Source organism: Nonomuraea sp. NPDC049646 (assembly GCF_044465525.1).
GTDB lineage: Bacteria > Actinomycetota > Actinomycetes > Streptosporangiales > Streptosporangiaceae > Nonomuraea.
Genome location: NZ_JBITLU010000028.1, coordinates 1 through 25,151 on the forward strand (window position 1 = coordinate 1; position 25,151 = coordinate 25,151).

The 25,151-nt window shown below is 72.2% G+C and carries 24 protein-coding genes and 1 riboswitch; of the genes, 12 read left to right on the forward strand and 12 right to left on the reverse strand.

Features of this window, described 5'->3' with window-relative positions:
- Positions 1-168: 168 nt before the first annotated feature.
- Positions 169-1,713 (reverse strand): D-alanyl-D-alanine carboxypeptidase/D-alanyl-D-alanine-endopeptidase, encoded by a 1,545-nt coding sequence (gene dacB, locus ACIBQ8_RS47570; protein WP_397172526.1) that lies wholly within the window; start codon positions 1,711-1,713, stop codon positions 169-171.
- A gap of 119 nt (positions 1,714-1,832) precedes the next feature.
- Positions 1,833-2,384 carry an FHA domain-containing protein gene (locus tag ACIBQ8_RS47575; protein WP_397172525.1) on the reverse strand — a complete coding sequence of 184 codons (552 nt, stop codon included), beginning with the start codon at positions 2,382-2,384 and terminating at the stop codon, positions 1,833-1,835.
- Positions 2,385-2,472: 88 nt separating this feature from the next.
- On the opposite strand from ACIBQ8_RS47575, the gene ACIBQ8_RS47580 reads away from it, so the two are divergent.
- Genes ACIBQ8_RS47580 through ACIBQ8_RS47590 form a run of 3 tightly spaced genes read left to right on the forward strand, consistent with a single transcriptional unit; the run spans position 2,473 to position 6,214 of the window.
- Complete coding sequence (locus tag ACIBQ8_RS47580; RefSeq protein ID WP_397172523.1) at positions 2,473-2,985, forward strand: PadR family transcriptional regulator; 513 nt, start codon at positions 2,473-2,475, stop codon at positions 2,983-2,985.
- Complete coding sequence (locus tag ACIBQ8_RS47585; protein ID WP_397195488.1) at positions 2,982-3,662, forward strand: ABC transporter ATP-binding protein; 681 nt, start codon at positions 2,982-2,984, stop codon at positions 3,660-3,662. The genes ACIBQ8_RS47580 and ACIBQ8_RS47585 overlap by 4 nt, the downstream gene beginning before the upstream one ends.
- Entirely contained in the window at positions 3,659-6,214 is a 2,556-nt protein-coding gene (locus ACIBQ8_RS47590) for an FtsX-like permease family protein (RefSeq protein WP_397195489.1), read from the forward strand. Before ACIBQ8_RS47585 ends, ACIBQ8_RS47590 begins: the two co-directional genes overlap by 4 nt.
- Here the strand turns inward: ACIBQ8_RS47590 and ACIBQ8_RS47595 are convergent.
- Together ACIBQ8_RS47595 and ACIBQ8_RS47600 are read right to left on the reverse strand one after the other, a co-directional pair.
- Positions 6,174-7,535 (reverse strand): MFS transporter, encoded by a 1,362-nt coding sequence (locus ACIBQ8_RS47595; protein ID WP_397172517.1) that lies wholly within the window; start codon positions 7,533-7,535, stop codon positions 6,174-6,176. The two genes, ACIBQ8_RS47590 and ACIBQ8_RS47595, sit on opposite strands and share 41 nt — an antisense overlap.
- 79 nt (positions 7,536-7,614) lie before the next feature.
- Entirely contained in the window at positions 7,615-8,439 is an 825-nt protein-coding gene (locus tag ACIBQ8_RS47600; RefSeq protein WP_397172516.1) for a hypothetical protein, read from the reverse strand.
- Positions 8,440-8,734: 295 nt separating this feature from the next.
- Here ACIBQ8_RS47600 and serA point away from each other — a divergent pair, with 295 nt between their 5' ends.
- Entirely contained in the window at positions 8,735-10,324 is a 1,590-nt protein-coding gene (serA, locus tag ACIBQ8_RS47605) for a phosphoglycerate dehydrogenase (protein ID WP_397172515.1), read from the forward strand.
- Between the two features lie 351 nt (positions 10,325-10,675).
- Positions 10,676-10,804 carry a hypothetical protein gene (locus ACIBQ8_RS47610; protein ID WP_397172513.1) on the forward strand — a complete coding sequence of 43 codons (129 nt, stop codon included), beginning with the start codon at positions 10,676-10,678 and terminating at the stop codon, positions 10,802-10,804.
- A gap of 8 nt (positions 10,805-10,812) precedes the next feature.
- Here ACIBQ8_RS47610 and ACIBQ8_RS47615 read toward each other — a convergent pair whose 3' ends face one another.
- The 4 genes from ACIBQ8_RS47615 to ACIBQ8_RS47630 are packed head-to-tail and all read right to left on the reverse strand — an operon-like array spanning position 10,813 to position 14,644.
- Positions 10,813-11,673, reverse strand: coding sequence for an ROK family protein (locus tag ACIBQ8_RS47615; protein ID WP_397195490.1), 861 nt, complete (start codon positions 11,671-11,673; stop codon positions 10,813-10,815).
- The gene (locus ACIBQ8_RS47620) at positions 11,670-12,833 is read right to left on the reverse strand and encodes a sugar ABC transporter permease (RefSeq protein ID WP_397172509.1); all 1,164 of its coding nucleotides are present in this window, start codon (positions 12,831-12,833) and stop codon (positions 11,670-11,672) included. The genes ACIBQ8_RS47615 and ACIBQ8_RS47620 overlap by 4 nt, the downstream gene beginning before the upstream one ends.
- On the reverse strand, positions 12,830-13,549 hold the full coding sequence (locus tag ACIBQ8_RS47625) for an ATP-binding cassette domain-containing protein (RefSeq protein WP_397172508.1): 720 nt from the start codon (positions 13,547-13,549) through the stop codon (positions 12,830-12,832). The genes ACIBQ8_RS47620 and ACIBQ8_RS47625 overlap by 4 nt, the downstream gene beginning before the upstream one ends.
- Positions 13,550-14,644: a sugar ABC transporter substrate-binding protein gene (locus tag ACIBQ8_RS47630; RefSeq protein ID WP_397195491.1), complete on the reverse strand. Its 1,095-nt coding sequence runs from the start codon at positions 14,642-14,644 to the stop codon at positions 13,550-13,552. It lies immediately after the preceding gene.
- A gap of 100 nt (positions 14,645-14,744) precedes the next feature.
- Between ACIBQ8_RS47630 and ACIBQ8_RS47635 the strand changes: the two genes are divergently transcribed.
- The 3 genes from ACIBQ8_RS47635 (at position 14,745) to ACIBQ8_RS47645 (ending at position 17,838) form a co-directional block, all read left to right on the forward strand.
- Positions 14,745-15,926, forward strand: coding sequence for an ROK family protein (locus ACIBQ8_RS47635; RefSeq protein WP_397195492.1), 1,182 nt, complete (start codon positions 14,745-14,747; stop codon positions 15,924-15,926).
- An 86-nt stretch (positions 15,927-16,012) separates the two neighbouring features.
- The gene (locus ACIBQ8_RS47640) at positions 16,013-17,140 is read left to right on the forward strand and encodes a sensor histidine kinase (protein ID WP_397172503.1); all 1,128 of its coding nucleotides are present in this window, start codon (positions 16,013-16,015) and stop codon (positions 17,138-17,140) included.
- Positions 17,137-17,838 carry a response regulator gene (locus ACIBQ8_RS47645; RefSeq protein ID WP_397195493.1) on the forward strand — a complete coding sequence of 234 codons (702 nt, stop codon included), beginning with the start codon at positions 17,137-17,139 and terminating at the stop codon, positions 17,836-17,838. The genes ACIBQ8_RS47640 and ACIBQ8_RS47645 overlap by 4 nt, the downstream gene beginning before the upstream one ends.
- Here ACIBQ8_RS47645 and ACIBQ8_RS47650 read toward each other — a convergent pair.
- A complete protein-coding gene (locus ACIBQ8_RS47650; protein ID WP_397195494.1) occupies positions 17,811-18,545 on the reverse strand; it encodes a DUF2306 domain-containing protein in 735 nt (244 codons plus the stop codon). The genes ACIBQ8_RS47645 and ACIBQ8_RS47650 overlap by 28 nt on opposite strands.
- Before the next feature lie 185 nt (positions 18,546-18,730).
- Between ACIBQ8_RS47650 and ACIBQ8_RS47655 the strand changes: the two genes are divergently transcribed.
- Complete coding sequence (locus ACIBQ8_RS47655) at positions 18,731-19,723, forward strand: NAD(P)-dependent alcohol dehydrogenase (protein ID WP_397195495.1); 993 nt, start codon at positions 18,731-18,733, stop codon at positions 19,721-19,723.
- Here ACIBQ8_RS47655 and ACIBQ8_RS47660 read toward each other — a convergent pair.
- Positions 19,707-20,297, reverse strand: coding sequence for a C40 family peptidase (locus ACIBQ8_RS47660; RefSeq protein WP_397172497.1), 591 nt, complete (start codon positions 20,295-20,297; stop codon positions 19,707-19,709). The genes ACIBQ8_RS47655 and ACIBQ8_RS47660 overlap by 17 nt on opposite strands.
- A gap of 30 nt (positions 20,298-20,327) precedes the next feature.
- Positions 20,328-20,488: riboswitch (cyclic di-AMP (ydaO/yuaA leader) on the reverse strand.
- 99 nt (positions 20,489-20,587) lie between these two features.
- Here ACIBQ8_RS47660 and ACIBQ8_RS47665 point away from each other — a divergent pair.
- Positions 20,588-21,634, forward strand: a complete 1,047-nt coding sequence (locus tag ACIBQ8_RS47665; protein ID WP_397195496.1) for a 3-isopropylmalate dehydrogenase — start codon at positions 20,588-20,590, stop codon at positions 21,632-21,634.
- 246 nt (positions 21,635-21,880) lie between these two features.
- A complete protein-coding gene (locus tag ACIBQ8_RS47670) occupies positions 21,881-22,978 on the forward strand; it encodes a branched-chain amino acid aminotransferase (RefSeq protein ID WP_397172493.1) in 1,098 nt (365 codons plus the stop codon).
- Positions 22,979-22,999: 21 nt separating this feature from the next.
- Here the strand turns inward: ACIBQ8_RS47670 and ACIBQ8_RS47675 are convergent, their stop codons facing one another.
- Both ACIBQ8_RS47675 and ACIBQ8_RS47680 read right to left on the reverse strand, forming a co-directional pair.
- Positions 23,000-23,551, reverse strand: a complete 552-nt coding sequence (locus ACIBQ8_RS47675) for a Uma2 family endonuclease (protein ID WP_397195497.1) — start codon at positions 23,549-23,551, stop codon at positions 23,000-23,002.
- A 72-nt stretch (positions 23,552-23,623) separates the two neighbouring features.
- Entirely contained in the window at positions 23,624-24,271 is a 648-nt protein-coding gene (locus ACIBQ8_RS47680) for an O-methyltransferase (RefSeq protein WP_397195498.1), read from the reverse strand.
- Between the two features lie 144 nt (positions 24,272-24,415).
- On the opposite strand from ACIBQ8_RS47680, the gene ACIBQ8_RS47685 reads away from it, so the two are divergent.
- Complete coding sequence (locus ACIBQ8_RS47685; protein ID WP_397172491.1) at positions 24,416-25,060, forward strand: DsbA family protein; 645 nt, start codon at positions 24,416-24,418, stop codon at positions 25,058-25,060.
- Positions 25,061-25,151 lie beyond the last annotated feature (91 nt).

Here is a 25,151-nt window from a genome sequence, read left to right on the forward strand (position 1 = left end):
TATATATTTCCTATTTTTGTCGGGCGCGCTGTTTTTTGGCTCCGTTTTCCCGGCGGGGGGGGGGGGGGGCCCCGGGGGGGCCCCCGGGGGCGCCGGGCGGCCCGCCGCGCGTCGGAGGGGCATGGCTGCCCAGGAGCGCAGAGGCCGCCGGGGTCGTCCACCGGTCCGCTAGCACTGGGCCGGCTTCAGCCACGAGCACTCCAGGTCGCCCGCCGGGCCCTGGTCGGCGGCCTTGAGCTGGGCGGTGACGTCGGTCGCCGTCGCCCGCGAGAACTGGGCGAGCCGTACGGCGATCTTGTCCTCGATGTCCTTCGGCGAGCCGGACAGGTACTGGTTCAGCATGATCGAGAAGACCAGCGGCTCGCCCTCGGCGCTGGTCACGTAGCCGGACAGCGAGGTCACGCCGGTCAGCGAGCCCGTCTTGGCGTGCACGTTGTTCGCCGCGGGGGTGTTCCGCATCCGGCTGCGCAGCGTGCCGCCGGTGAGACGGTCGGCGTTGCCGGCGATGGGCAGGGCCTCGTACCAGGTGCCGAACCACGGCTTGGTCCGTACGGCGGTCAGGAGCCGGACGATCGAGTCCGGCGAGAAGCCGTCGCGGCGCGACAGGCCCGACCCGTCCCGCATGTTGATCACCTGGACGCCGTTGGCCTTCGCGAAGTCCGTGGCGACCTTCAGCCCGGCCGACCAGGTGCCCTGGTTCGCGGCCTTACGGCCCATGGCCTTGGTGAGGATCTCGGCGTGCATGTTGTTGCTCAGCTTCAGGAACGGCACCAGCAGCTCGCTCAGGGGCATCGAGTCGTGCCTGGCCAGCTCGGCCGCCCCGGCGGGAGCCGCGCCCGTCGCCGTCGGGCCGAGCACGCGTACGCCGTGCGCGGCCAGCGCCTTGCGGAACAGCGAGGACACGTAAGCCGTGGGGTCGTCCACCGCGACCCACTCCTGGTACGGGTCGGCGACCGTGCCGGTGATCACGACCGTCCGCGTGCCGTGCTGCCGCTCGATGAGGACGTCGGTCTCGGCGCCCACGGTCGCCTTGTTGACGATCTTCAGGTAGTCGGTCGCGGGGGTCGTCGAGACCTTGACCTGGCCGCCGTCGGCCGCGACCGAGACGATCACCGAGCCGGCGTCGTAGTCGCGGTCGGGGGAGGCGGTCAGCGCGGAGATCGGGGCCGCGTAGTAGGCGGTCTCGTCGTCCCAGGCCCAGTCGGTGCCGAGCCGCTGGCCGTCGAACCAGGTGTCGTCGGCGATCAGCTTGCCCGTGACGACCTTGACGCCGGCCGCCGCGACCTTGGCCGCCAGCGCGTCGTAGTCCTCGGCGAGCATGGTCGGGTCGCCGGTGCCGCGCAGCACGAGGTCGCCGGTGAGCACCGAGCCGACCTTGCGGCCGGCGTTCAGCACGGTGGTCGGGAAGCGGTAGTCCAGGCCGAGCGTCTCCACCGCCGCCGCCGAGGTGAACAGCTTGGTGTTGGACGCCGGGGTCAGCAGCTTGCCGGCGTCGGTGGCGTAGAGCTGCTCGCCGTTCGCGGCGCTCTTCACGACGACGCCCGCCCTGGCGATCGTGAGCCGGGAGTCGCCGAGGATCTGATTGATGTCCTGGGTCAGGTCGGCCACGCCGGGCGAGGGGTCGAGGGCGACCGCCGGTGTGGAGGGGCCGGACGCCCACGCGAGTGCCGCGACGAGCGTGCCCGCGAGGAGGGAGGCTGAGGTGCGCCGCATGTGGTCTCCAAGGGACTGGGGGATCGCATGTGAGCATGAATCAGCGCAGTCGCCGTGTAATCCGCAAATATCCGTATTTCTGGAGTCGGCTCGGCGGGACGCGGGGGCCGGCCAGGGGGTCAGGAGGAGGGGTGGCCCGAGGCGAGGAGGAAGCCGCAGTCGCCGAAGGAGATCTCGTCGCCCGACTTGACCCGGACGGGCCCCACCAGCCGCCACCCGTTGAGCCGGGTGCCGTTGAGCGAGCCGAGATCGACCAGCAGCCAGCCGCCGTCGCCCTCCCGCCGCAGCTCGGCGTGCACGCGCGACACCGTCAGGTCCGACAGGACGAGGTCGCAGGCCGACCCCCGGCCCACGACGTAACGCAGCCGGTCGTCGTCCGGCAGCGCCAGCCGGGGCAGCCGGGGCCGCCGCCAGGCCGCCTGCAACCGGGTGGTGAGTTCCGACACTGACGAGACGGCGTCCGTCAGCCGCTGCCTGATCGTGGGCCGGCGCGGCAGGTCGGCGACCAGCTCGTCGAGCTCGTGCTGGTTGCGCGCCCGCAGCGCCTGGTCGACCCGGCCGACGAAGGTGTCGTGAGAGATCCGGCCCTCCACGGCCCGGTGCTTGAGCTCGTCGATCGCGCGGTCGCGTTCCCCGTCGGAGGCGCGGAACGGCGGTTGGGTGGAGCTCATGTCCCGAGTATCGGCCTGAACGGCGTTCCGTGTCCAGAATACGCGGATCAGTTGCGGTGGCCATACTCAGTATGCATACTCAGTATCCATGTCGATCAGACACGGACTGCTCGCCCTGCTGAGCAGTGCACCGCGCTACGGCTATCAGCTCCGGGTGGAGTTCGAGGCGTCGACGGGGGCGACCTGGCCGCTCAACATCGGCCAGGTCTACACGACGCTCGCCCGCCTGGAACGTGACGGCCTGGTGGCGCCTGGTGGCGCCGACGAGCAGGGCAGAGCCGTCTACACGATCACCGAGGCCGGTCGGGAGGAACTGGAGCGATGGTTCAGCACCCCCGTCGACCACTCCGACCGGCCTCGGGACGAACTCGCCATCAAGATCGCGATGGCCGTCGCCGCCACCGACGTGGACGTGGGCGCGGTCATCCTGGCCCAGCGGATGGCGACCATGCGCACGCTCCAGGACCTGACCAGGGCCAAGAGGGCCGCCGGTGACGGCCTCGCCCAGCGGCTCGTCCTGGAATCAATGATCTTCAAGGCCGAGGCCGAGCAGCGCTGGCTCGACCACTGCGAGGCCGTTGTCAAGGAGAAGAACCGATGACTGTGGTGGAGCTGCGGGACGTGACCCGCGAGCACGGCCAGGTGCACGCCCTGCGCGGCGTGAGCCTGGAGGTGGCACAAGGAGAGCTCGTCGCGGTCATGGGCCCGTCGGGCTCGGGCAAGTCGACCCTGCTCAACCTGGCCGGCGGCCTCGACCGGCCCACGTCGGGCACGGTCCGGATCGAGGGCCGCGACCTGGCCGGGGTCCGCGACCTGGCCGCACTGCGCCGCGGCAGCGTCGGGTACGTCTTCCAGGACCTCAACCTGATCCCGTCCCTGACGGCCGCCGAGAACGTGATGCTGCCCAGGGAACTGGACGGCGTCCGCGCCGGGCAGGCCCGCCGGGAGGCGCTGGCCGTCCTGGCCGACGTGGGCGTCGACCAGATCGCCGACCGGTTCCCCGAGGAGCTGTCCGGCGGCCAGCGCCAGCGCGTGGCCATCGCCAGGGCGCTGGTCGGCGAGCGGCGGCTGCTGCTGGCCGACGAGCCGACCGGCGCGCTCGACACGGCCACCGGCGACGAGATCCTGCACCTGCTGCGCAACCGCTGCGACGAGGGCGCGGCGGTGCTGCTGGTCACCCACGAGCCGCGCTACGCCGCCTGGGCGGACCGGGTGGTCTACCTGCGGGACGGCCTGGTCGCCGAGGCGTCGGCGGTGCGGATGGAGAGCTCGCGATGAGCGCCTTCCTCGCCGCCCTGCGGATCTCCCGCAGGGACGCGCTGCGCTTCAAGGGCCGCAGCGCCCTGATCATGGTGATGATCGGCCTGCCCGTGCTGGTGATCACGGCGGTGCTCACCGGCGCCGCCACGACCAGCGTCACTCCGAAGGAGCAGGCGGTCACGCGGTTAGGAGCGGCCGACGCCCGCCTGCTCACCTTCGCGTACCGCACCCCGGTCCGGCAGGACGACACCGGCGACTCCGCGTACCAGCCGAAGAGCGGCGGCGCGCAGCGGCCGTGGACGCCCGCGGAGATCAACACGCTGCTCCCCGGCCGCCTGCTGCGCTACCAGACGGGCCTGGCCAGCGTCCGGCTGCCCGACGGCTTCAACCAGGCGGACGTCGTGGAGGTCGATCTGCGCGACCCCATGACGGCCGGGATGCGCACCCTGGAGCAGGGCCGCTACGCCGCCGCGCCCGGCGAGGTGACGATCTCGCCGAAGATGGCCGGCCTGGGCGTCCGGGTGGGCGACACGCTCACCGTGCGGCGGCCGGACCGGACCGCGAAGGTGGTCGGCGTCGCCGAGCACCCCAACCGGCCCGGCAACCTGGAGCTGACCGCCCTGCCCGAGGGTCTGCTCAACCACCAGAACGACGGCAACAGCAGCGGCTGGCTGGTCGACACCGCCGGTCCGGTCCTGCGGTCGAAGATTTCGCAGCTCAATGAGGCGGGCCTCGGCGTCACCTCCCGCGCGGTGCTCGACGCCCAGAAGGACGAATCCCGCGGGAACCCGACCAACACCCGCGACCTGGTCCAGCTCGGCGTGATCATCGTGCTCGTCGTCATGGAGACCGTGCTGCTGGCCGGGCCGGCGTTCGCCGTGGGGCTGCGGCGGCGGCGCAGGGAGCTGGCGGTGATCTCGGCGCAGGGCGGCTCGCCCTGGCACCTGCGCCTGATCGTGCTGGCCGACGGCCTGGTGCTCGGCGGCGCGGCGGCCGTGCTCGGGGGCGCCCTGGGCATCGGCCCCGGCCTGCTCGTCGAGTCGATCGCGGCCAGGGAACTGGACTGGTCGCACGGGCCGGCCGACGTGCCGTGGCTGCCGGTGCTCGGCGTGGCGGCGCTCGGCCTGGTCAGCGGGCTGATCGCGGCGATCGTGCCGACGGTGCAGGCGAGCCGGCAGAACACCGCGCAGGTCCTGGCCGGCCGGGCCGCGCAGGTCCGGGGGCGGGCCCGGCGTCCGGTGCTCGGGATCGTGCTGGTGGCGGCCGGGCTTGGCGCGATCGGCTACGCCATGACCAGGGGCACGGTGACGATGATCGCGGCCTTCGTGCCGTTCGTGTTCGGCATGGTGGCGTTGATGCCCTGGCTGGTCCAGGCCACCTCGCGGATCGCCGCCCGGCTGCCGCTCCCGCTGCGCCTGTCCGTGCGCGACGCCGCGCGCCACCGCGTCCGTACGGCCTCGGCCACGGCCGCGGTCATGGCGGCGACCATGGGGGCGGTCGCACTCGGCATCGGCAGCAGCAGCGCGTACGCCCAGCAGGAGGAGCAGAGCGTCACGGTGTTCCCGCTGGGCACCACGGTGATCGGCGGCGCCACGTGGATGGACGGCCAGACGTGGGCCAGGCTGAAGGACGCCGTCCGCGCCCGCTTCCCCGGCACCGACGTCGTCGCCGGTCAGGAGGCGACGGACGCCAAGGGCAGAACCCTCTGGTTGACCGTGCCGCGGACGTGCGAGCCGGCATGCGCGCAGCGGTTCTACGACCGCCCCCCGATCGGCGGCGCGGACCTGCTCGCCTTCCTCCAGAAGCGCCGCGACCCGCAGGCGGCCGCCGCGCTGGCGGCGGGCAAGGCCGTGGCGTTCAGCGCGGACGTGGTGAGCGACGGCGTGATCGAGCTGACCGTGAGCGACTGGGACTCCGAGACCATCAAGGAGCGCAAGCGGATCCGGATCCCGGCCGTGGTGTCCAGCGGCGCCGACCCCCGGCAGACAGGCGCCGTGATCCCGCCGCAGGCGCTGGCCAAGGCCGGGCTCGGCACAGTCGAGCGGGTGCTCTACACCGCGTCCCTGCCGCAGGACGACCGGCGCATGGAGGCCGACCTGCGGGGTGAGGTGAACGGCAACCTGTTCCTGAACGTCGAGCGGGGGAGGGCGGAGGACCGCGCCGTCACCCTGCTGGTGCTGCTCGGCGCGGCGCTGGTCCTGGTGCTCGGGGGCACGTTCGCGGCCACCGGGCTGGCGGCGGCGGACATGCGTCCCGACCTGAACAACCTGTCGGCGGTCGGCGCGGCGCCCCGGGTACGCAGGCTGGTGGTGGCCGCCCAGGCCGCCTACATCGCGGGCCTGGGCGCGGCGGCCGGCCTCGTCGCCGGCGCGGTGGCCGGTGTCGCGCTGACCTGGCCGATGACCAGGATGGGCGCCGGCGGCATGCGCACGCTGCTGGATGGGCCGGGCACGATCGACGTCCCCTGGTCGTTCCTGGCCGCGGTCGTGCTGGGGCTGCCGCTGGTGGCGGCCGTGGTGGCCGGGCTGTTCACTCGGACGCGACTGGTGCTGGCCCGCCGGGTGGCCTGAGCCGGTACCGCAGCGTCACCAGCACGGACAGGAAGATGATCAGCGCCGGGACCGCGGTCTGCCCGATGAGGACCGCGGTCACGGCGCTGTCCGGCTGCCGGACGGGCGTGCTCGCGTCGGACTCGACGAACCCGCCGATCGACAGGATGACCCCGAAGATCAGCGCCCCGAACGAGCTGACCCCGCTCTCGATGGCCGTCCACAGCCCGGTCAGCACGCCGGCCCGCCGCTTGCCCGACTCGGCGGCGTCCTGGGCGACCACGTCGGCCAGCATCGAGAACAGCATGAGCTCGACCCCGGCGATGCCGATGCCGACGAGCAGGATGGTCAGGTGGGCGTACAGGGGGCCGAACAGCGGGGTCGCCATGGCCGCCGCCGTGCCGCCGCCGAACAGCAGCGCGGCCAGGATCATCGCGCCGCGCTTGTCGAAGCGCCGGGCCAGCCACACCCACAGCGGCATGGTCAGCAGCATCGGCCCGACCAGCGCGGCGAAGAGCGTCTGCGTGCTCTTCGGCGACCCCAGCGTGTACGACGCGAAGTACGGCGCCGCGGCCAGCATCATGCTGACGGCGAGCATCTGCAGGCAGGCCATGACGGTCAGCCACAGGAACGCCCGGTTGCCCCTGATCGCCGCGAACTGCTCGCGCCACCCGCCGTGGTCGGCCTCCGGCGCGCCGGTCATGGGGGCGCGGGCGGTGCCGAAGAAGGAGCCGAGCATCGAGGCCAGCAGGATGAGGGCGATCGTCAGGCCCATCAGCCGGTAGCTGCCGAGCGTGCCCTCGTCGCCCTGGCCGGTGGCGATCATCGGGGCCAGCACGCCGCTGATCGCGGTGGCCGCGCCGATGAAGACCATCCGCCACTGCAGCAGCGAGGTGCGCTCGTGGTAGTCGTCGGTCATCTCGCCGGGCATGGCCTTGTACGGCACCTCGTACAGCGCGTACGCGGTCGCCGTCGCCATGAAGCACAGCCCGACGTACAGGGCGGCCGGGACCCCGGTCAGCGGCGGCCCGGCGAAGACGAGGAAGAACGCGACGGGCAGCGTCAGCGCCCCGGCCAGCAGCCAGGGGCGGCGCGGCCCCATCCGCGAGACGGTCCGGTCCGACCAGCGGCCGACCAGCGGGTTGATGATCAGGTCCCAGACCTTGGGCGCGGTGACCACCACGCCGGCCAGCCACGCGGGCACGGCCAGGAAGTTGGTCATGTAGTACAGCAGCAGCAGGCCGGGCACGGCGCTGACCGTGGCCGTGCAGAAGGAGCCCACGCCGTAGCCGAGGCGCACGCCCCTGGAGACCGTGGGCGCGCTCACCGGCGATGTGATCATGAGGCCCATTCAAGCCGAGCGAGGGCTTGTTCGGTAGGGCCCAGTTTCCCGGGCCCTGCCGATACGTCCCGCGCGACGGCTACTCGCGCACGTTGGCGCAGACCACGTGCGCGCCGATCTCGATCATGCGGCGTTCGCTGCGCGCGTCGGCGACCCTGGCCATGAGGATCGGCGCGCCGCTGGCCGCGAACTGCGGCAGGCGGGCGCGCACCAGGCGGTGCAGGTCGCGGACGACGTCCTCGGCGGCCGACATGTGCACCTTGACGTGCAGCATGATCCCGGTCGCCCCGGACGCGGTGCCGGCCTCGGAGATCCACACGTGGTGCACGAGCGGGAAGTCGCCCAGCAGTTGCGCGATGGCCTGCCGCAGCGCCGGCAGGATCGGGTGCGTGCACCGGCGGTAGCCGGGGTCCACCTGCTGCATCGGCCCCGACAGGTGGGGCCGGGGCGCGGGGACCCACGGCAGCGCGGGCGCCTGCGGGGCGGGCGGGGCCACCTGCGCCAGCGCGGGCACCCGCGAGACGGTGGCCATGGCGCCGGTCGCGTAGGCGGCGGGCGCCGCCCCCGACAGCACGGGTGTGGACCCCGAACGCGTGCCGGTGAGGAAGCGCTGGAGATCGTCGATGGGCACGGCCGCGGCTGCGGGGCCCGCGGCGTCGATCACGATCTCCGGCACGCCGGTGACGCGCTGGATGTCCAGGATGGTGTCGGCGTCGCACGCCGAGAGGGAATGGCTGCCGCGGTGCCTGGCGTAGGTAGCAGGGCTGGTGTACCCGAGCAGAACCCGGTCACCCGCCTGGGTCGTCCCGAGGACGACCGATCGATCTGGTCGCACTGCCACCAGGACTCCACCGTCGGCGAGGGCCGCCAGCAGGCGATGGGGCGTGCCATGCTGTGCGAGCACGTCGGCAAGCGCAGGATTCCCGATGCTCATATGACGAACCATAGGTAGTCGGCCACGGCTTATCAGGCTAATGGCCAATAAATCCCCCGATCAAGACAAAGATGTGTGCAGAGTGGATGACTTTGCCGCCGCCTGGGTACCGGAGCCGCGTCCAGGGCGTCGCGACGCCGAGCGGGCGTCTCAAATCGTGGGTCCCTCGTGAACGCGTTCACAAGCGCGGATAGACTCTGAGGGATCCGAGGGGCCCAGCGACGTGTCCCTCCAGCCCGCCGCATGCCCCTAAGGATCCACGCCTGTGAACAAGCCCGTCGTTCTGGTCGCAGAGGAGCTGTCCGAGGCCGGCCTCGCCGTGCTCGGCGCCGATTTCGAGGTCCGCCACACCGACGGAGCGGACCGTTCCCAGCTTCTGCCCGCCCTCGCCGACGTTGACGCCCTGATCGTGCGCTCCGCCACGCAGGTCGACGCCGAGGCCATCGCCGCCGCGCCGAAGCTGCGCGTGGTCGCCCGCGCCGGCGTCGGCCTCGACAACGTCGACGTCGAGGCGGCCACCAAGGCCGGTGTCATGGTCGTCAACGCGCCGACCTCCAACATCACCAGCGCCGCCGAGCAGACCATCGCGCTCATCCTGGCCAGCGCCCGCAACACCGCCCAGGCCCACGCCGCGCTGAAGAACGGCGAGTGGAAGCGCTCCAAGTACACCGGCGTCGAGCTGGACGAGAAGGTCGTCGGCATCCTCGGCCTCGGCAAGATCGGCCAGCTCGTGGCCCAGCGGCTCCAGCCGTTCGGCGTCGAGCTGATCGCCTACGACCCCTACCTGCCGCCGGCCCGCGCCGCGCAGATGGGCGTCAAGCTGCTCAGCCTCGAAGAGGTGCTCAAGCAGGCCGACTTCATCACCGTGCACCTGCCGAAGTCCAAGGAGACCCTCGGGCTCATCGGCGACAAGGAGCTGCACGAGGTCAAGCCGTCCGTGCGGATCATCAACGTGGCCCGCGGCGGCATCGTGGACGAGGCCGCGCTCTACTCGGCGATCAAGGAGGGCCGCGTCGCGGGCGCCGGCCTCGACGTGTTCGCCAAGGAGCCGTGCACCGACAGCCCCCTGTTCGAGCTGGACCAGGTCGTCGCCACGCCGCACCTCGGCGCCTCCACGCACGAGGCCCAGGAGAAGGCCGGCACGCAGGTCGCGCGGAGCGTGAAGCTGGCGCTGGCGGGCGAGTTCGTGCCCGACGCGGTCAACGTCCAGGGCGGCGCGGTGGCCGAGGACGTCAAGCCGGGCCTGCCGCTGGCCGAGAAGCTGGGCCGGGTGTTCACCGCCCTGGCCGGCGAGGTCGCCACCAAGCTCGACGTCGAGGTCCGCGGCGAGATCGCCTCCCAGGACGTGCGGGTCATCGAGCTGGCCGCGCTCAAGGGCGTGTTCGCCGACGTGATCGAGGAGCAGGTCACGTACGTCAACGCGCCGCTGCTGGCCAAGGAGCGGGGCATCAACGTGGAGCTGGTGACCAGCTCCGAGAGCCCCGACTGGCGCAACGTGGTGACCGTGCGCGGCGTGCTCGCCGACGGCCGCCAGATCTCGGTCTCCGGCACGCTGTCCGGCCCCCGGCAGATCACGAAGATCGTCGAGGTCAACGGCTACGAGATGGAGATCGAGCCGACGGCCCACCTGTCGTTCTTCGCCTACACCGACCGTCCCGGCGTCGTCGGCGTGGTCGGCCGGCTGCTCGGCGAGGCGGGCGTGAACATCGCCTCCATGCAGGTGGCCCGCGACGTCAAGGGCGGCAAGGCGCTCATCGCGCTGACCGTCGACTCGGCCATCCCGGCCGCCGTGATCGACCAGATCGCGGCCGAGATCGGCGCCGAGAGCGGCCGTTCGGTCGACCTGGAGGACTGACCTCGCGATCTGAGGACTGAGCCCCCGATGCGGGGGAAGGCCGTCACCTGGACCGTTCCGGGTGGCGGCCTTTTCTTGTCTCAGAATGCGAGATAGTAGGACATCCAACGAGACAGCGAAACAGTCGCCGGGTACCGTGGGTGGAAATGCGCCAGGTTCTCGTACTCATTACCTGCCGCGGCGGGGCCTGTTAGGGCAGGCCGACGACCCGCCGCGGTGAGTGGTGATGCCGTCGGCCGGTCAGTCCCTTCCCTTCGCCCGGTCCGTGACCCGGACCCGCGAGAGCAGGCCCGGTCGGATTCGCGACCGGGGTCCGACGCCCCCTTTTCTGGAACGCGCCAGCGAAACGAGATGAGCGACATGTACGAGATGTACGCCTGGAACCGTACCGAAGAGACCGAGAACGAGGCCGCCGAGGCCCTGCAGACCGCCCTCGACCGCAGGGACAACGGCGGCGCCCCCCAGAACTCCGCCCGGTAGCGCCGCCCTCAGGCCCGCGCCGCGGCGTGGGCCAGGGCGAGCGCGCCGAGCAGCGGCGCGTCGTCCGTGAACCGGCCGGGCCGGATCTCCGGCGGGAACGGCACGGCGCGCCGCACCTCCCCGGCCAGCCTGGGCACGATCAGTTCGGCCGCGCCCATCATGCCGCCGCCCACGACCAGCACCTCGGGGTCGAGGGTGACGCACAGGTTCGCCACGGTCATGGTCAGCACCGACAATGCCTGCGCCACCAGCTCCGCCAGCGGCCCGGAACGTGCGGCGAGCACCTCCTCCGCCGTGGTCGGGCGGCCGAGCAGCGCGCCGCCCCTGGCCGCCAGCCCCGCGCCGGAGACCAGCTCCTCCAGCGGCGCCCGCCCGTCGGCGAAGGCCGCCTGCCCCGGCGTGACCTGGAGGTAGCCGATCTCGCCCGCCGCGCCGTGCGCGCCCGGCACCACCCGGCCGCCGACCACCAGGGCCGCCGCCAGGCCGGTGCCGAGGTTGAGATAGACGCCCGTGGAGACGCCGCGCAGCGCGCCCCACCGCAGCTCGGCCGCCGCCGCCGCGTTCACGTCGTTGTCGATGGCCACCGGCGTCGCGCCGAACTCCTCGCCCAGCAGCCTGGGCAGCTCCAGCCCCTCCCAGCCGGGGACGTTCGGCGCCAGGCGCACCACGCCGTCCCTGATCACCCCGCAGGTGGAGAAGCCGACCGCGGCCGGCCGCGCGTCCAGGGCGCGGGCGGCGGCCAGGGCCCGGACGAGCGTGTCCGGGCCGGTGTCCAGCCGGGTGCGCCCGGCGACCACGGGCCCGTCGGAGCCCGAGACCCCGATCGCGACCTTGGTCCCGCCGACGTCGATGCCCAGGACCCGGCTCACCGGGCGGCGCCCCTGCGGGCCAGCGAGTCGATCGCCACCGCCAGGGCCAGCACGCCGGCCGTCACCATGAACCGGACGGAGGAGTCCACGCTCAGCAGGTACATGCCGTTGGTGATCGACTGGATGACCAGCACTCCGAGCAGTGCGGCGTAGGCCCGTCCCCGTCCGCCGAACAGGGACGTGCCGCCGATGACCGCCGTGGCGATGGCCATGAGCAGGATGTCGCTGCCGCCCGACCCCTGGTTGACCGCCGACAGCCGGCTGGCGGCCAGCACGCCGCCCGCCGCCGCCAGCGTCGAGGCCAGCACGAACGCCAGGATCCTGATCCTGGTCACGTTGATGCCCGCGCGCCTGGCGGCCTCGGCGTTGCCGCCGACGGCGTACAGGTGACGGCCGAACGCCGTGTGCCGCAGGACCAGGTCGAGCAGCACCACCAGCGCGCCGAAGAGCACCAGCAGCAGCGGCACCCCGCGGTCGGCCGACATGACCGCCACCGCCGCGCCGAGCACGACCGCCAGCCCGCCCGCCGTCACGGGGACCTGCCAGGCCGGCGCCACGGGCAGCCCGGCGGCCAGCCGCGCCCGCCTGGCCAGCGTGGCGATCCCGGCGTGGCCGCCCGCCAGCACGATCACCAGCGCCCAGGACAGCCACCCCGGCAGCCAGGTGTCGCTCAGCCCCGAGATGAACCCGTTGAACGGCAGGTTGATCGTCCCGCCCTGGCGCAGCAGGTAGAGCAGCAGCCCGAGCCAGCCCATCAGCCCGGCCAGCGTGACCACGAACGACGGCATCCGCAGCTTGGTCAGCATGAGCCCGTGCAGCAGCCCGATCGCGGCGCCGGCCGCCAGCGCCAGCAGGATGGCGAGCAGGGCGTTCCAGCCCTGCTTGACGTGGGCGATCGTCATGATCGTGGCGCACAGGCCGCTGACCGAGCCGGCCGACAGGTCGATCTCGCCGAGCAGCAGGACCATGATGACGCCGAGCGCGATCGTGCCCGTGGCGGCCATCTGGAGTGCCAGGTTGGTGAGGTTCTCGGGTGACAGGAACCGCTCGTTGAGCGTGCTGAACACGATCGTGATCGCCACCAGGCCGCCGACCACCGGCCAGGCGCCGGCCTCTCCCTGCCGCAGCCGTCCGGTCACCGTGATCGGCATCGCCGTCATTCGCCCGCTCCTGTGATCGCGGCCACGATCTCCTCGCGGGAGGCCTCGGCCGTACGGAACTCACCGGCGTTGCGTCCGAGACGCAGCACCACCACCCGGTCGCTCACCTCGTGCACGTCGGCGAGGTTGTGCGAGATGACCAGCACCGCGAGCCCGCGCTCGCGCAACCGCCGGATCAGCGCCAGCACCTGGGCCGTCTGCTCGACGCCGAGCGCGGCGGTCGGCTCGTCCAGGATGACCAGGCGGGGCTCGCCGAGCAGCGCCCTGGCGATGGCCACCGACTGCCGCTGGCCGCCCGACAGCGTCGAGACCGGCACCCTGATGTCGCCGATGCGCACGTCGAGCTGGGCGAGCAGGTCGCGGGTCGCGCGTTCCATGCTCAGGTGGCGCAGCACCGACCAGCGGCGGCGTTCGGCGCCGAGGAACAGGTTGGCCACGACGTCGAGGTTCTCGCAGAGCGCGAGGTCCTGGTAGACGGTCGAGATGCCGAGCGCCTGCGCGTCGTGCGGGGTGGCGACGCGCACCGGCACGCCGTCGGCCGTGATCTGGCCCGCGTCCGGCACGACCGCGCCGGAGATGGTCTTGACCAGCGTCGACTTGCCCGCGCCGTTGTCGCCCATGAGCGCCACCACCTCGCCGGGACGCAGCTCCAGCCCTGCCCCGTCGAGCGCCTGCACCGCTCCGTACCGTTTGGAGATCCCGGTCGCCGCGATCATCTACTCGATGCCCGCCTTCGCGCAGGCGGCCTTGACCTCGGCCGTGCAGATCTGGTCGGCCTTGTAGAACCCGTCCTTCACGATGGTGTCCTTGATCTTGTCGGCGGTGACCGCGATGGGGTCGAGGAGGAAGGCCGGGATGTCGGCCGTGCCGTTGTTCACCTTGGAGGTGGCGGCGGGCTGCTCGCCCTTGGTCAGGGCGACGGCCAGCTCGGCGGCCTTCTCCGCCTCCCGCCTGATGTCCAGGTAGATGGTCATGTACTGCTCGCCGGTGAGGATGCGCTGCACGGCGGCCAGCTCGGCGTCCTGGCCGGTGATGGGCGGCAGCTCCTTGTAGCCGGCGCGCTTCATGGCCGCGATGGCGCCGCCCGCCATGCCGTCGTTGGCCGACAGCACGCCGACGATCTGGTCCCGGCCGATGGCGGTGATCGCCTGCTCCATCTGCTGCTGCGCCTTGTCGGGGCTCCAGTCGGGGGTGTCGAACTCCCTGCCCACCTTGACCTTGCCGTCCAGGACGCTCTTGGCGCCCTTCTTGTAGTCGGCCGAGCTGGGGTCGGTGGGCGAGCCGTGGATCATCACGATCTGGCCCTTGGCCGTGGTGCCCTTGGCGTTCATGGCGTCGAGCAGCGCCTGACCCTGCATCTCGCCCACCCGTACGTTGTTGAACGAGACGTAGTAGGCGTAGTCGATCCCCGAGATCAGCCGGTCGTAGGCGACCACCGGGACCTTCTTCTGCCGGGCCTGGTTGACCAGGGGCGCCACCGCGTTGGCGTCCACGGCGTCCAGGACGAGCACGTCGGCGTCCTGGGTGAGCGCGGCCTCGACCTGTTGTTGCTGTTTGGCGGCGTCCTGCTCGGCGTTGCCGTAGATCACCTTGCAGTCGGGGCACAACGCCTTGACCTTGGCCTCGAACAGGGGGCGGTCGAAGGCTTCGTACCGGGTGGTCTTGGATTCGGGGAGGAACAGGGCGATCGTCCCGCCCTTGCGCGCTCCTTCGGCCTGAGTGGTGGTCGTGGTCGTGCCGGTGGTGCTGTTCCCGCAGGCGGCGGCCAGCAGGACCGCCGCCGCGGGGATGAGTCGCCAAGCTCGGTGCATCGCACTTCGTCCTCTCAGAAGATGCCCGCCCCCGCTTGGTAAGAAAGGTAGTTTACTATCAGGCGTGTTGGCTAGAGTGCACCTCGGAGGGAGGCCGGACATGCGACGCGACCTGGCGAATCCACGGCTGCTGCGGGTGCTCAACGAGCGCCGTCTGCTCGACCAGCTGCACGAGCACGGCCCCGCCTCGCGCGCCGACCTGGCCAAGAGCACCGGCCTGTCCAAGCCCACGGTCTCGGCCGCCCTGGCGGGGCTGGCCGAGGACGGCCTGGTCCACCTGGTGGGCGAGGTGTCCGGACGGCCCGGCCCGGTCTCCTCGCTCTACGACGTGAACGCCGCCTCGACCCACGTCGCCGGGATCGACATCGGCCGCGACTGGATCAGGGTGGCCGTGGCCGACCTGCGCGGCGCGTTCGCGGGGCGTACCGACGGCCGCAACACGGCCCGCACCTCCGCCGAGCTGGCCGCGCTGGTCGGCGAGCTGGCCGGGGCGGCGGCCCGCGAGGCCGAGGTCGAGTGGCGCTCGATCACCTGCGCGGTGGTGGGCTCGCCCGGTGTGTACGACCCCGTGCGCGGCGGCCTCGACTTCGCCCCCAACCTGCCCGGCCCGCCCGACCTGGCCGACCGGTTGCACGCCGCCCTGGGCGTCGACCTCGTCATCGAGAACGACATCAACCTGGCCGCCGTCGGCGAGCACGCCCACGGGGCCGGGCGGGGCAAGGCCAACTTCGCCCTGGTGTCCATCGGCACCGGCGTCGGCATGGGCATCGTGATCAACGGCGAGCTCTACGTCGGGGCGCGGGGGGCGGCGGGCGAGGTCTCCTACATCCCGGCCGCCGACGACCCCCTCACCGGCCCTCCCGCGCAGGACGCCGACCCCTTCACGCACGGGGCCACCGAGGCGGCCACCTCCGCGCCCGGTGTGGTGCGCGCCGCCCGGGCGGCGGGGCTGGAACTGGAGACGGCGAGGGAGGTCTTCGCCGCCGCCGCCGAGGGGAACGAGGCGGCCAGGTCGGTGGTGGAGGCCGAGGGCCGGCGCATCGGCGGGTTGCTGGTGGCCGTGGCCGCCGTGCTCGATCCCGAGGTGATCGTGCTGAGCGGGGGAGTGGGGCGCAACCTCGACCTGCTGGGCGCGGCCGTGGAGCGCCGCATCGCCGAGCTCGGGCCGCTGCGCCCGCGGGTGGTGGCCAGCGCGCTGGGCGACAGCGGCGTCCTGCTGGGGGCGGTCGCGCACGCCAAGTCCCGCGCCTGGGACCTCATCTTCGACGCCCGCAAGCACTGACCCCCGCAGGCCGGTGGCTCCGGAGCGCGCCTGCGGGCGGGGTTCGGGACGGTGCGGGGAGGAGGGGGCGCGCCTACGATGAGGGGGTGGCCGGCCTCCTTCGTTCCGTGTGGCGCGAGCCTCGTCCTCCCGGCCCGCCGGTGCGGGTGTGGCGCGACTGGGCGCTCGTCGCGGTGCTCGTTCCGGCCGCGGTGATCGAGGGCGTGCTGCGGCCCGACCTGAGCTGGCCGGTGGTCTCGACGGCGGTCACCGTCGCGCTGATCCCCACGTTGCTGTGGCGCAGGGCCAGGCCGCTGCTCATGGTCGCGATCGTGTTCGGCGCCACCACCCTGGCCCCGCTGCTGACCGGCGGCGAGCCGGTGGAGACGTACACGCTGGCGTTCGTCACGATCGTGCTCTACGCGCTGTTCCGGTGGGGATCGGGGCGCGAGGCCGTGATCGGGATGGCGGCCGGGCTGGTCGCGGTCGGCCTGTCGCTGCTCTCCGGACGCATGGCGCCCGGCGACGTCGTCCCGGCGCTCGGCGTGCTGGTCGCGACCGTCGGGCTGGGCGGCGCCTTCCGCTACCGGGCCGGGGCGCGGCTGCGCGAGCTCGACCAGGTCAAACTGCTCGAACGCGAACAGCTCGCCCGCGACCTGCACGACACCGTCGCCCACCACGTCTCGGCCATGGCCATCCGCGCCCAGGCGGGCCTGGCCACCGCCGCCTCCGAGCCGGGCGCGGCCACCGACGCGCTGCGGGTGATCGAGGCCGAGGCGTCGCGCACGCTCGCCGAGATGCGGGCCATGGTCCGGGTGCTGCGCAGGAACGAGCCGGCGGAGCTGACCCCGGGCCGCCACCTCGACGACCTGCGGCGGCTCGCCGGACGCCCGCGCGTCGGCCCGGCCGTCGAGGTGGAGATCGCCGACGGGCTCGGCGACCTGCCGCCCTCGGCCGGCGCGGCGCTCTACCGCATCGCCCAGGAGTCGATCACCAACGCCCGGCGGCACGCCCGCCACGCCACCCACATCACCGTCCGGGTCACCGCCGACGACGCCGCCGTACGCCTGACCGTGAGCGACGACGGCGACCGCGCCGGCGGGGTCGCCGCGCCCGGCTACGGCCTGATCGGCATGATCGAACGCGCCGCCCTGCTCGGCGGCACCTGCGAGGCGGGCCCCAACCCCAACCGGGGCTGGACGGTCACCGCCGTCCTGCCGAAGGAGACCGCATGAACGCCCGGCAGGAGGCCGTGGGAGCTGCCCCGGAGGGGGTGGCGGCCATCCGGGTGCTGGTCGCCGACGACCAGGAGATCGCCCGCACCGGGCTCAGGATGATCCTCGACGCCCAGCCCGGCATCGAGGTCGTCGGCGAGGCCGGCGACGGCAGGCGGGCCGTCGAACTGGCCCGCCGCCTGCGCCCCGACGTGTGCCTGTTCGACATCCGCATGCCCGGTCTCGACGGCATCGCGGCCACCCGCGAGCTGGCCGGGCCCGACGTCGCCGACCCCATGGCGGTGGTCGTGATCACCACGTTCGACCTCGACGAGTACGTCTACGCCGCCCTGCGCGCCGGGGCCAGGGGCTTCCTGCTCAAGGACGCCGGCCCGGCGCTGCTGGCCCAGGCGGTGACCGCGGCGGCCGGCGGCGAGGCGCTCATCGCCCCGAGCGTGACCGCGCGCCTGCTGGCCGCGTTCGCCGGAGCCGGGCGTACGGAGGCGCCCGCGCAGCCGGTCGAGGCGCTCACCGGCCGCGAGGAGGACATTCTGCGCGCCGTGGCCCGAGGGCGGACCAACAGCGAGATCGCCCGCGAGCTGCACATCTCGCTCAGCACGGTCAAGAGCCACGTCGCGAGCCTGATGACCAAGCTCGGCGTGCGCAACCGCGTCGAGATCGCCATGTGGGCCTACGAGACCGACCGCGTACGCACCTGACCTCCGCCACCGCCAGGGCCTCCGCGAACCCCAGGGCCTCTGCGACCGCCAGGGCCTCTGCGACCGCCAGGGCCTCCGCGACCGCCACGGACGCGCCGGGGTCCGCGGCCCCGGCGGACGGCCCACTCGGCCACCGCGAGGTTGATCACCCAGCCCGCGCCGACGAGCAGCGCCCGGCCGAGCTCGCCGGGCGGCCCGAAGGCGGCCAGCCCGAACGCCAGGGTGAACGCCTGCGTGCCCGCGCCGAGCCCGATCGCGTACCCGCGGGTCATCCACGCGCGATGCCGGGCCACGTCGCGCCGCCGGATCGCGGCCAGGCCGAGCAGCAGGCAGGCGGCCATGGCCGTCCCGAACAGCAGGCGGAAGGCGGCCAGCAGCGTCCCGTCGCCGGCGGGCAGGTCGGAGAAGAGCGTCAGCCACAAGCCCGACAGCGCCGCGACCAGGCCGCACACCACCAGCACCCGCCCCGCCGCGCGGTGCCACCCCGGCCGCCGGGCCCGGAACCGGGCCTGGAACTGGAACGCGCCGAGGACGCAGAACACCAGGGACGCCGGGATGTGCAGCAACACCGGCGCCGGCATGGCGAAGAAGCGCGCGTTGTCCGCCGTGACGGGGGCGCCCGCGGCCAGTTCGGTCAGCCGGAGCGCGCCGGCGACCAGGGGGACGACGCTGAGCGCGAGCAGCCCGGCGGGTGCGATCCATCTCATGCCTGAGAGCGTGCCGCCCGCGCCCGCGCCCGGTCATCGCGCGGACGGCCGGTCCTGATTCGCACCATCGGCGGGAGGGCGGTCGTACTTTCGGCCATCGAGCCGTCGCCTTTCGACCGTTGAGCGTCCGCGCAGGTCGCGCCCACACTGGCGGCACATCGGCGGCAGCACAAGGGAGAAAAGCGATGAAGGCGTACGTCCTGCGCTCGTTCGGTTCGCCCGACCAGCTCGTCCTGACCGACGTCGAGCGGCCCGTGCCGCGCGACGACGAGGTGCTGGTCCGGGTGCGGGCCACGTCCGTGCAGCCCTACGACTGGCACTTCATGCGGGGAGAGCCGTACCTGGCCCGGGTCATGGGCGGCGGGGTCGGGCTGCGCCGGCCTCGCATCGCCGTCCTCGGGGCCGACGTGGCGGGGGAGGTGGAGGCGGCCGGGAAGGACGTCACGCTGTTCCGTCCCGGCGACGAGGTGTACGCGATGTCGCTCGGGGGCGGTTTCGGCGAGTACGTCTGCCTGCGGCAGGGCGAGGTGGCGGCCAAACCGGCGGGCCTGTCGTTCGAGCAGGCGGCGGCGGTGCCGATGGCGGCCAACACCGCGCTGATCGCGCTGCGCGACGAGGGACGCCTCCAGCCGGGCCAGAAAGTGCTGGTCAACGGCGCGTCCGGCGGCGTGGGCACGTTCGCCGTGCAGCTCGCCAAGGCGCTGGGGGCGCACGTCACGGGGGTGTGCAGCGGGCGGAACGCGGACCTGGTGCGCTCGCTCGGCGCGGACGACGTCATCGACCACACCAAGGAGGACTTCGCGGCGTCGGGGCGGCGCTTCGACCTGCTGCTCGACGTGGCGGGCGGACGCCGGCCGGCCGACTGCCGCCGCGTGCTGACCAGGAAGGGCACGTACGTGCTGGTCGGCGGGCCGGCCGGCCGCTGGGTGCAGCCGGCCGGCCACATGTTCGCCGCGCTCGCGTCGGGGCCCTTCGTCCCGCAGCGGATCGTCAGGGCGGACGTCGTCCGCTGCGGGAGCAACAGGGCGAACCTGCTGACGCTGACCGGGCTGATCGAGCGGGGCGCGGTCACCCCGGTCATCGACAGGACCTTCCCCTTCGGCGAGCTCCCGGCGGCCGTCCGCTACCAGGAGGAGGGGCACGCCCCGGGGAAGGTCGTCGTCACAGGGTCGCGGTGAGCATGGCGGGGGCGGGGGCCTTCTGGAGCTGCTTGTAGGCGGCCCAGCGCTTGACGCCCTTGGGGTCGGGGCGTACCGCGCCGACGAAGGCCTGCCTGCGCCATTGCGACAGGCGTTCCTCCTTCACCACGTCGCCGGTGTGGGGGGAGTGGACCATGTAGCCGGGCTTGGAGATCATGCCGACGTGGCCGAGGCCGCTGAAGAACACCAGGTCGCCTGGCTTGAGGTCCTTCCAGGAGATCTTCCTGGAGAAGGCGCCGTACTGCTCCGCGGCGGTTCTGGGGAGCTCGATGCCGGCGTCCTCGTAGGCCCGGAGCATGAGGCCCGAGCAGTCGTAGCCCCGTTCGCTGGCGCCGCCCCACACGTACGGGGTGCCGCGCTTGTCCATGGCGTATTCGAGGGCGACCTTCCAGGCCGGTTTCGGCACGTGCCGTTGCTGGACCTGTTTCACCTGGGGGCCGGTGAGGGTGACGGAGGGGGTGGGGGCGGCCGCAGCGGCGGGAGCCGCGGGGGCGGCGGGAGCGACGGGAGCCGCGGGGGCGGCAGGCGCGAGACCTGCGGCGCCCGCTGCCACCGCCACAAGGATGGCGATGCTAGACAGGGGACTGTCCTTCCACGTGGCCGGCCGGGTTAGCTGACGGGCTCGGGCCTGGAAGTAGCCCTACGGCGGTGCTCCTCGGGGGGAGGCGCGGCCGATTCGCCCCGGGGGGAAAGGTGGGTCCCCGGCTCCACGCAGCGGCTGCGTGGATTAGGCTCGTCGGACTCTAACGAAACGGTCAAAAGGTCGCAATCCCCCCAAAACGGATTGTCCGGTTGTTGAGATGATGTGTTCGTCAGCCGAGACGAGCCGGTAAGGTACCGCCCATGGAGTCGCGTAACATCCGCCTGGCCGTCATCCCCGGGGATGGCATCGGCGCCGAGGTCGTAGCCGAAGGGCTCAAGGTCCTGGAGGCCGTGGGCACGAAGATCGAGCCCACCCACTACGACCTGGGCGCAGCCCGCTACCACCGCACCGGCGAGACGCTGCCCGACGCGGTGCTCGAAGAGCTGCGCGGCTACGACGCGATCCTGCTCGGCGCCGTGGGCGACCCCAGCGTGCCGCCCGGCATCCTGGAGCGCGACCTGCTGCTCAGGCTCCGGTTCGAGTTCGACCACTACGTCAACCTGCGGCCGGTCAAGCTGTTCCCCGGCGTCGAGACCGCGCTGGCCGGCGCCACCGCCGAGCACATCGACATGGTCGTCGTCCGCGAGGGCACCGAGGGCCTCTACGCGGGCACCGGCGGCGTCATGCGCCGCGGCACGCCGCACGAGATCGCCACCCAGGAGTCGCTGAACACCGCCCACGGCGTCGAGCGCGTCGTGCGGTACGCCTTCCAGAAGGCTCAGTCGCGGCCCCGCAAGAAGCTCACGCTCGTCCACAAGACGAACGTGCTCACCTTCGCCGGCGACCTCTGGCAGCGCACGGTCAACCGCGTGGCCGCGGAGTTCCCCGACGTCACCACCGACTACAGCCACATCGACGCGGCCTCGATGTTCTTCGTCACCCAGCCCGAGCGCTTCGACGTGATCGTCACCGACAACCTGTTCGGCGACATCATCACCGACCTCGGCGCCGCGATCGCCGGCGGCATCGGCCTGGCGGCCAGCGGCAACATCAACCCCGAGCGCACCTCGCCGAGCATGTTCGAGCCGGTGCACGGCAGCGCGCCCGACATCGCCGGTCAGGGCAAGGCCGACCCGACCGCCACCATCCTGTCCGTGGGCATGCTCCTCGACCACCTCGGCCTGCACGCCGAGGCCGCCAAGGTCGAGCAGGCCGTGGCCGCCGACATCGCCGAGCGGGTGAGCGGCCGCGCCGGCCGCTCGACCAGCGAGATCGGCGACGACATCGCCGCGCGAGTAGCCGGCTAGGACCGCCTAGCCCCGCACGCGCCTGGCGGTCCGAACGCGGACTGCCAGGCGCTTTTTCGCGTTCGCGGGAGGCGTCTCCCGGCGATCACCAGGGGCGTTCTCTCGCGATCATCGGATCGAACCACCCCAACTGCCTCTTGCTATCCCAAATCGCGAGACACTAGGAAGTACGAATACTGCTCGCGGGCAGTAGCTACCAGAATCAGCTTTCGAAGTCGCAGATTCGTAGAGAGAAGGACCGCCGTCATGACCATCGCTCAGAAGCTCAGCTTCGACGTGCAGCATTCCGACCACGCTCGCACCGCGGCCGAGCGGGAGCAGGTACTGGCGAACCCCGGGTTCGGGCAGGTCTTCACCGACCACATGATCTCGATCGACTACACCGACGGCCAGGGCTGGCACGACGCCAGGCTCATGCCGTACGGGCCGCTCTCGCTCGACCCCGCGACCTCGGTCTTCCACTATGCGCAGGAGCTGTTCGAGGGCCTGAAGGCGTACCGGCAGATCTCCGGCTCGATCGCGACCTTCCGCCCGTACGCGAACGCCGCCCGCTTCAACCGCTCGGCCGAGCGCATGGCGATGCCCGAACTGCCGGAGGAGGCGTTCGTGGAGTCGCTGGAGCTGCTGGTCTCGGCCGACAAGGAGTGGGTGCCGACCACCGAGGGCCACAGCCTCTACCTGCGCCCGTTCATGTTCGCCACGCAGGCCGGGCTCGGCGTCAACTACCCGTCGAAGACCTACAAGTACATGGTGATCGCCTCGCCGGCGGCCTCGTACTTCAGCGGCGGCATCAAGCCCGTCTCGGTCTGGCTGTCCACCGAGTACACGCGCGCCGCGCCCGGCGGCACCGGCTTCGCCAAGTGCGGCGGCAACTACGCCGCCGCCTTCGTCGCCCAGCGCCAGGCCGTCGACAACGGCTGCGACCAGGTCGTCTGGCTCGACGCCCACAAGCACGAGTACGTCGAGGAGATGGGCGGGATGAACCTGTTCTTCGTCTTCGGCAACAAGCTCGTCACCCCGGCGCTCACCGGCACCCTGCTGCCCGGCATCACCCGGGAGTCGATCCTGGAGATGGCCGGCGACCTCGGCCTGGAGACCGAGGAGCGGCTGATCTCGGTGGACGAGTGGGAGTCCGCCTGCGCCTCCGGCGAGCTGACCGAGGTGTTCGCGTGCGGCACCGCCGCCGTGGTCACGCCGGTGGGCTCGGTCAGGGGCGACGACCGCTCCTGGACCATCGCCGACGGCACCCCCGGCCCGGTGACGATGCGGGTGCGCGAGGAGCTCGTCGGCATCCAGTACGGCGCCCGTCCCGACACCCGCAACTGGATCCACAAGATCGGCTAGAGCCGCGCGGACGGCCGGCGTTCAGGCGCCGGCCTCCGTCAGGGCCGCGGTGTCGACGTGCAGGTTCCACGGGTCGGGCAGGAACACCGGCTCGCCCAGGGAGACGACGCTCTCGCTGCGGTAGCGCGGCCCGCCCGGCCCGCCGAACAGCGTCACCAGCCGCTGGAACGGGTCGATCACCAGGTAGAGCGGCACCCCGCCGCGCGCGTAACCGCCCGTCTTGACGAAGTGCACGTCGTAGGTCGTGGCCACCGAGACGACGTCCACGAGCAGGATCGTCGAGGCGCCGTGGACGGCGTGCTCCTCGTGCAGCCGCGGCCGGCGCGGGACCACGGCCAGGTCGGGCACGTAGAGATCGTGGCCGGGGCCCAGGTAGACGGTGATGTTCGGCCAGATCTCCCAGCCCCGGACCGCCGCCGCGGTGGCGAGCTGGAACAACGTCCGGGACAGGATCGTGTTGTGCTGCCAGGTGCCCGGCTCGTTCACCACGATCCGGCCCTGGACCGTCTCGATGCGGAACTCGGGGAACAGTTCGCGCACGGTGCGGTAGCGCTCTTCCAGGGGCCTGACCATGCCGCCGTCCTCATGCTTTCCCGGGGGGTTTCCAAAGGATCACTCAGAGTAACGGCGGCGGCGTCCCGCGATCTAGTGGTTCTTCCTGATCATCGTGATCCCGTCGGCGACCGGCAGCATGACCACGCTCACCCGCGGGTCCTCGATCACCAGGTCGTTGAACTCGCGGATCTGCACCGTCGTCGGCTCGGAGTGCGCCGGGTCGGCCACGTGCCCGCTGCGCAGCGTGTTGTCGGCCAGCAGCAGGCCGCCCGGCCGCAGCCGCTCGACCAGCAACTCGTAGTAACCGGGGTAGTTGCCCTTGTCGGCGTCGAGGAAGGCCAGGTCGATGCGCTCGTCGAAGGCGGCCAGCGTCTCCAGGGCGGGCCCGATCGTCAGCGAGACGCGGTCGCTCACGCCCGCCCGCTCCCAGTAGCGCCGGGCGATCGACGTCCACTCCTCGCTCACGTCGAAGCAGTGCAGCCGCCCGCCGGACAATCCCCGCGCGATGCACACCGACGAGTAGCCGGTGAACGTGCCCACCTCGACCGCCACGGCCGGGGCCGCGAGCTGGGTCAGCATGGTCAGGAACCGGCCCTGGTCGGCGGAGATCTGCATCCTGGCGGCGTCGCCCGTCGCCTCGGCGGTCTCCCGTGCCAGCTCGTCGAGCAGGGGGTCGGGCGGGGTGGAGTGGTCGAGGATGTACCGGCCCACCGCGGGGTCGAGGAGGTTCGCCTTCATGAAGGTCATTCTCCCCTCACGGCGTTCTCCCATCGTCATCAGGTACCAATGAGGGAGCCGCGCCGGTCCTGTTCAGGGTGGCCGTCCGGAGAGTGGTCCTGTCGTTGGTAGGGTCTGCGCGATCGGTGAGCGGGAAGTGGGCGGATGATGAAGCGGTTGGTTGCGGTCGCGGTCGCGTGTGCGGCGCTGGTGATGCTGGGTGTGCTGGCCTTCTCGGAGCCGGGTGAGACGGCCGGGTCGGTACGCCTGACCAGGCAGCTCGACGGTTCGATGGTGCTGGCCGACAGGTCCAGCGACGCGCCCGTGCTCGACGTGTACGAAGACTTCGACTGCCCGATCTGCAAGGAGATGCACTCCAAGGTCGACGGCACGATCCAGAAGCTGGCCAGGGAGGGCAGGCTCAAGGTCGTCTTCCACCCCGTGACGATCTTCCAGGACGAGCCCATGCGCTCCAACTCCATCAGGGCCGCGGCCGCCGCCCGATGCGTGCCGGAGGAGAACTGGCTGGCCTTCAGGGACGAGCTCTACGCCATGCAGCCCGCCCCGCACGGCTCGGCCTCGGGCTTCACCGTGCAGGAGCTGGTGGCCGCCGCCAGGAAGGCCGGCGCCTCGGTGGACGAGTGCGTGACCTCGCAGTCGTACGCCAAGACCCACCTGGCGGAGACCTCGAAGATCCACATCCAGGGCACGCCGACCGTCCTGCTCGACGGGCAGCAGCTCGGCAACGAGGTGTTCGACCCGGCGGCGCTCGAACGCGCAGTCACCGGCGGCGCCGGCGTGCAAGTGTAAAGGTCGTGTCCACAACTTGAGACCGATGTGCCAGATGGTGAATCCCTGTGGCAGACTGACAGGCACCATGTTCTACGGTCTGCTCATTATC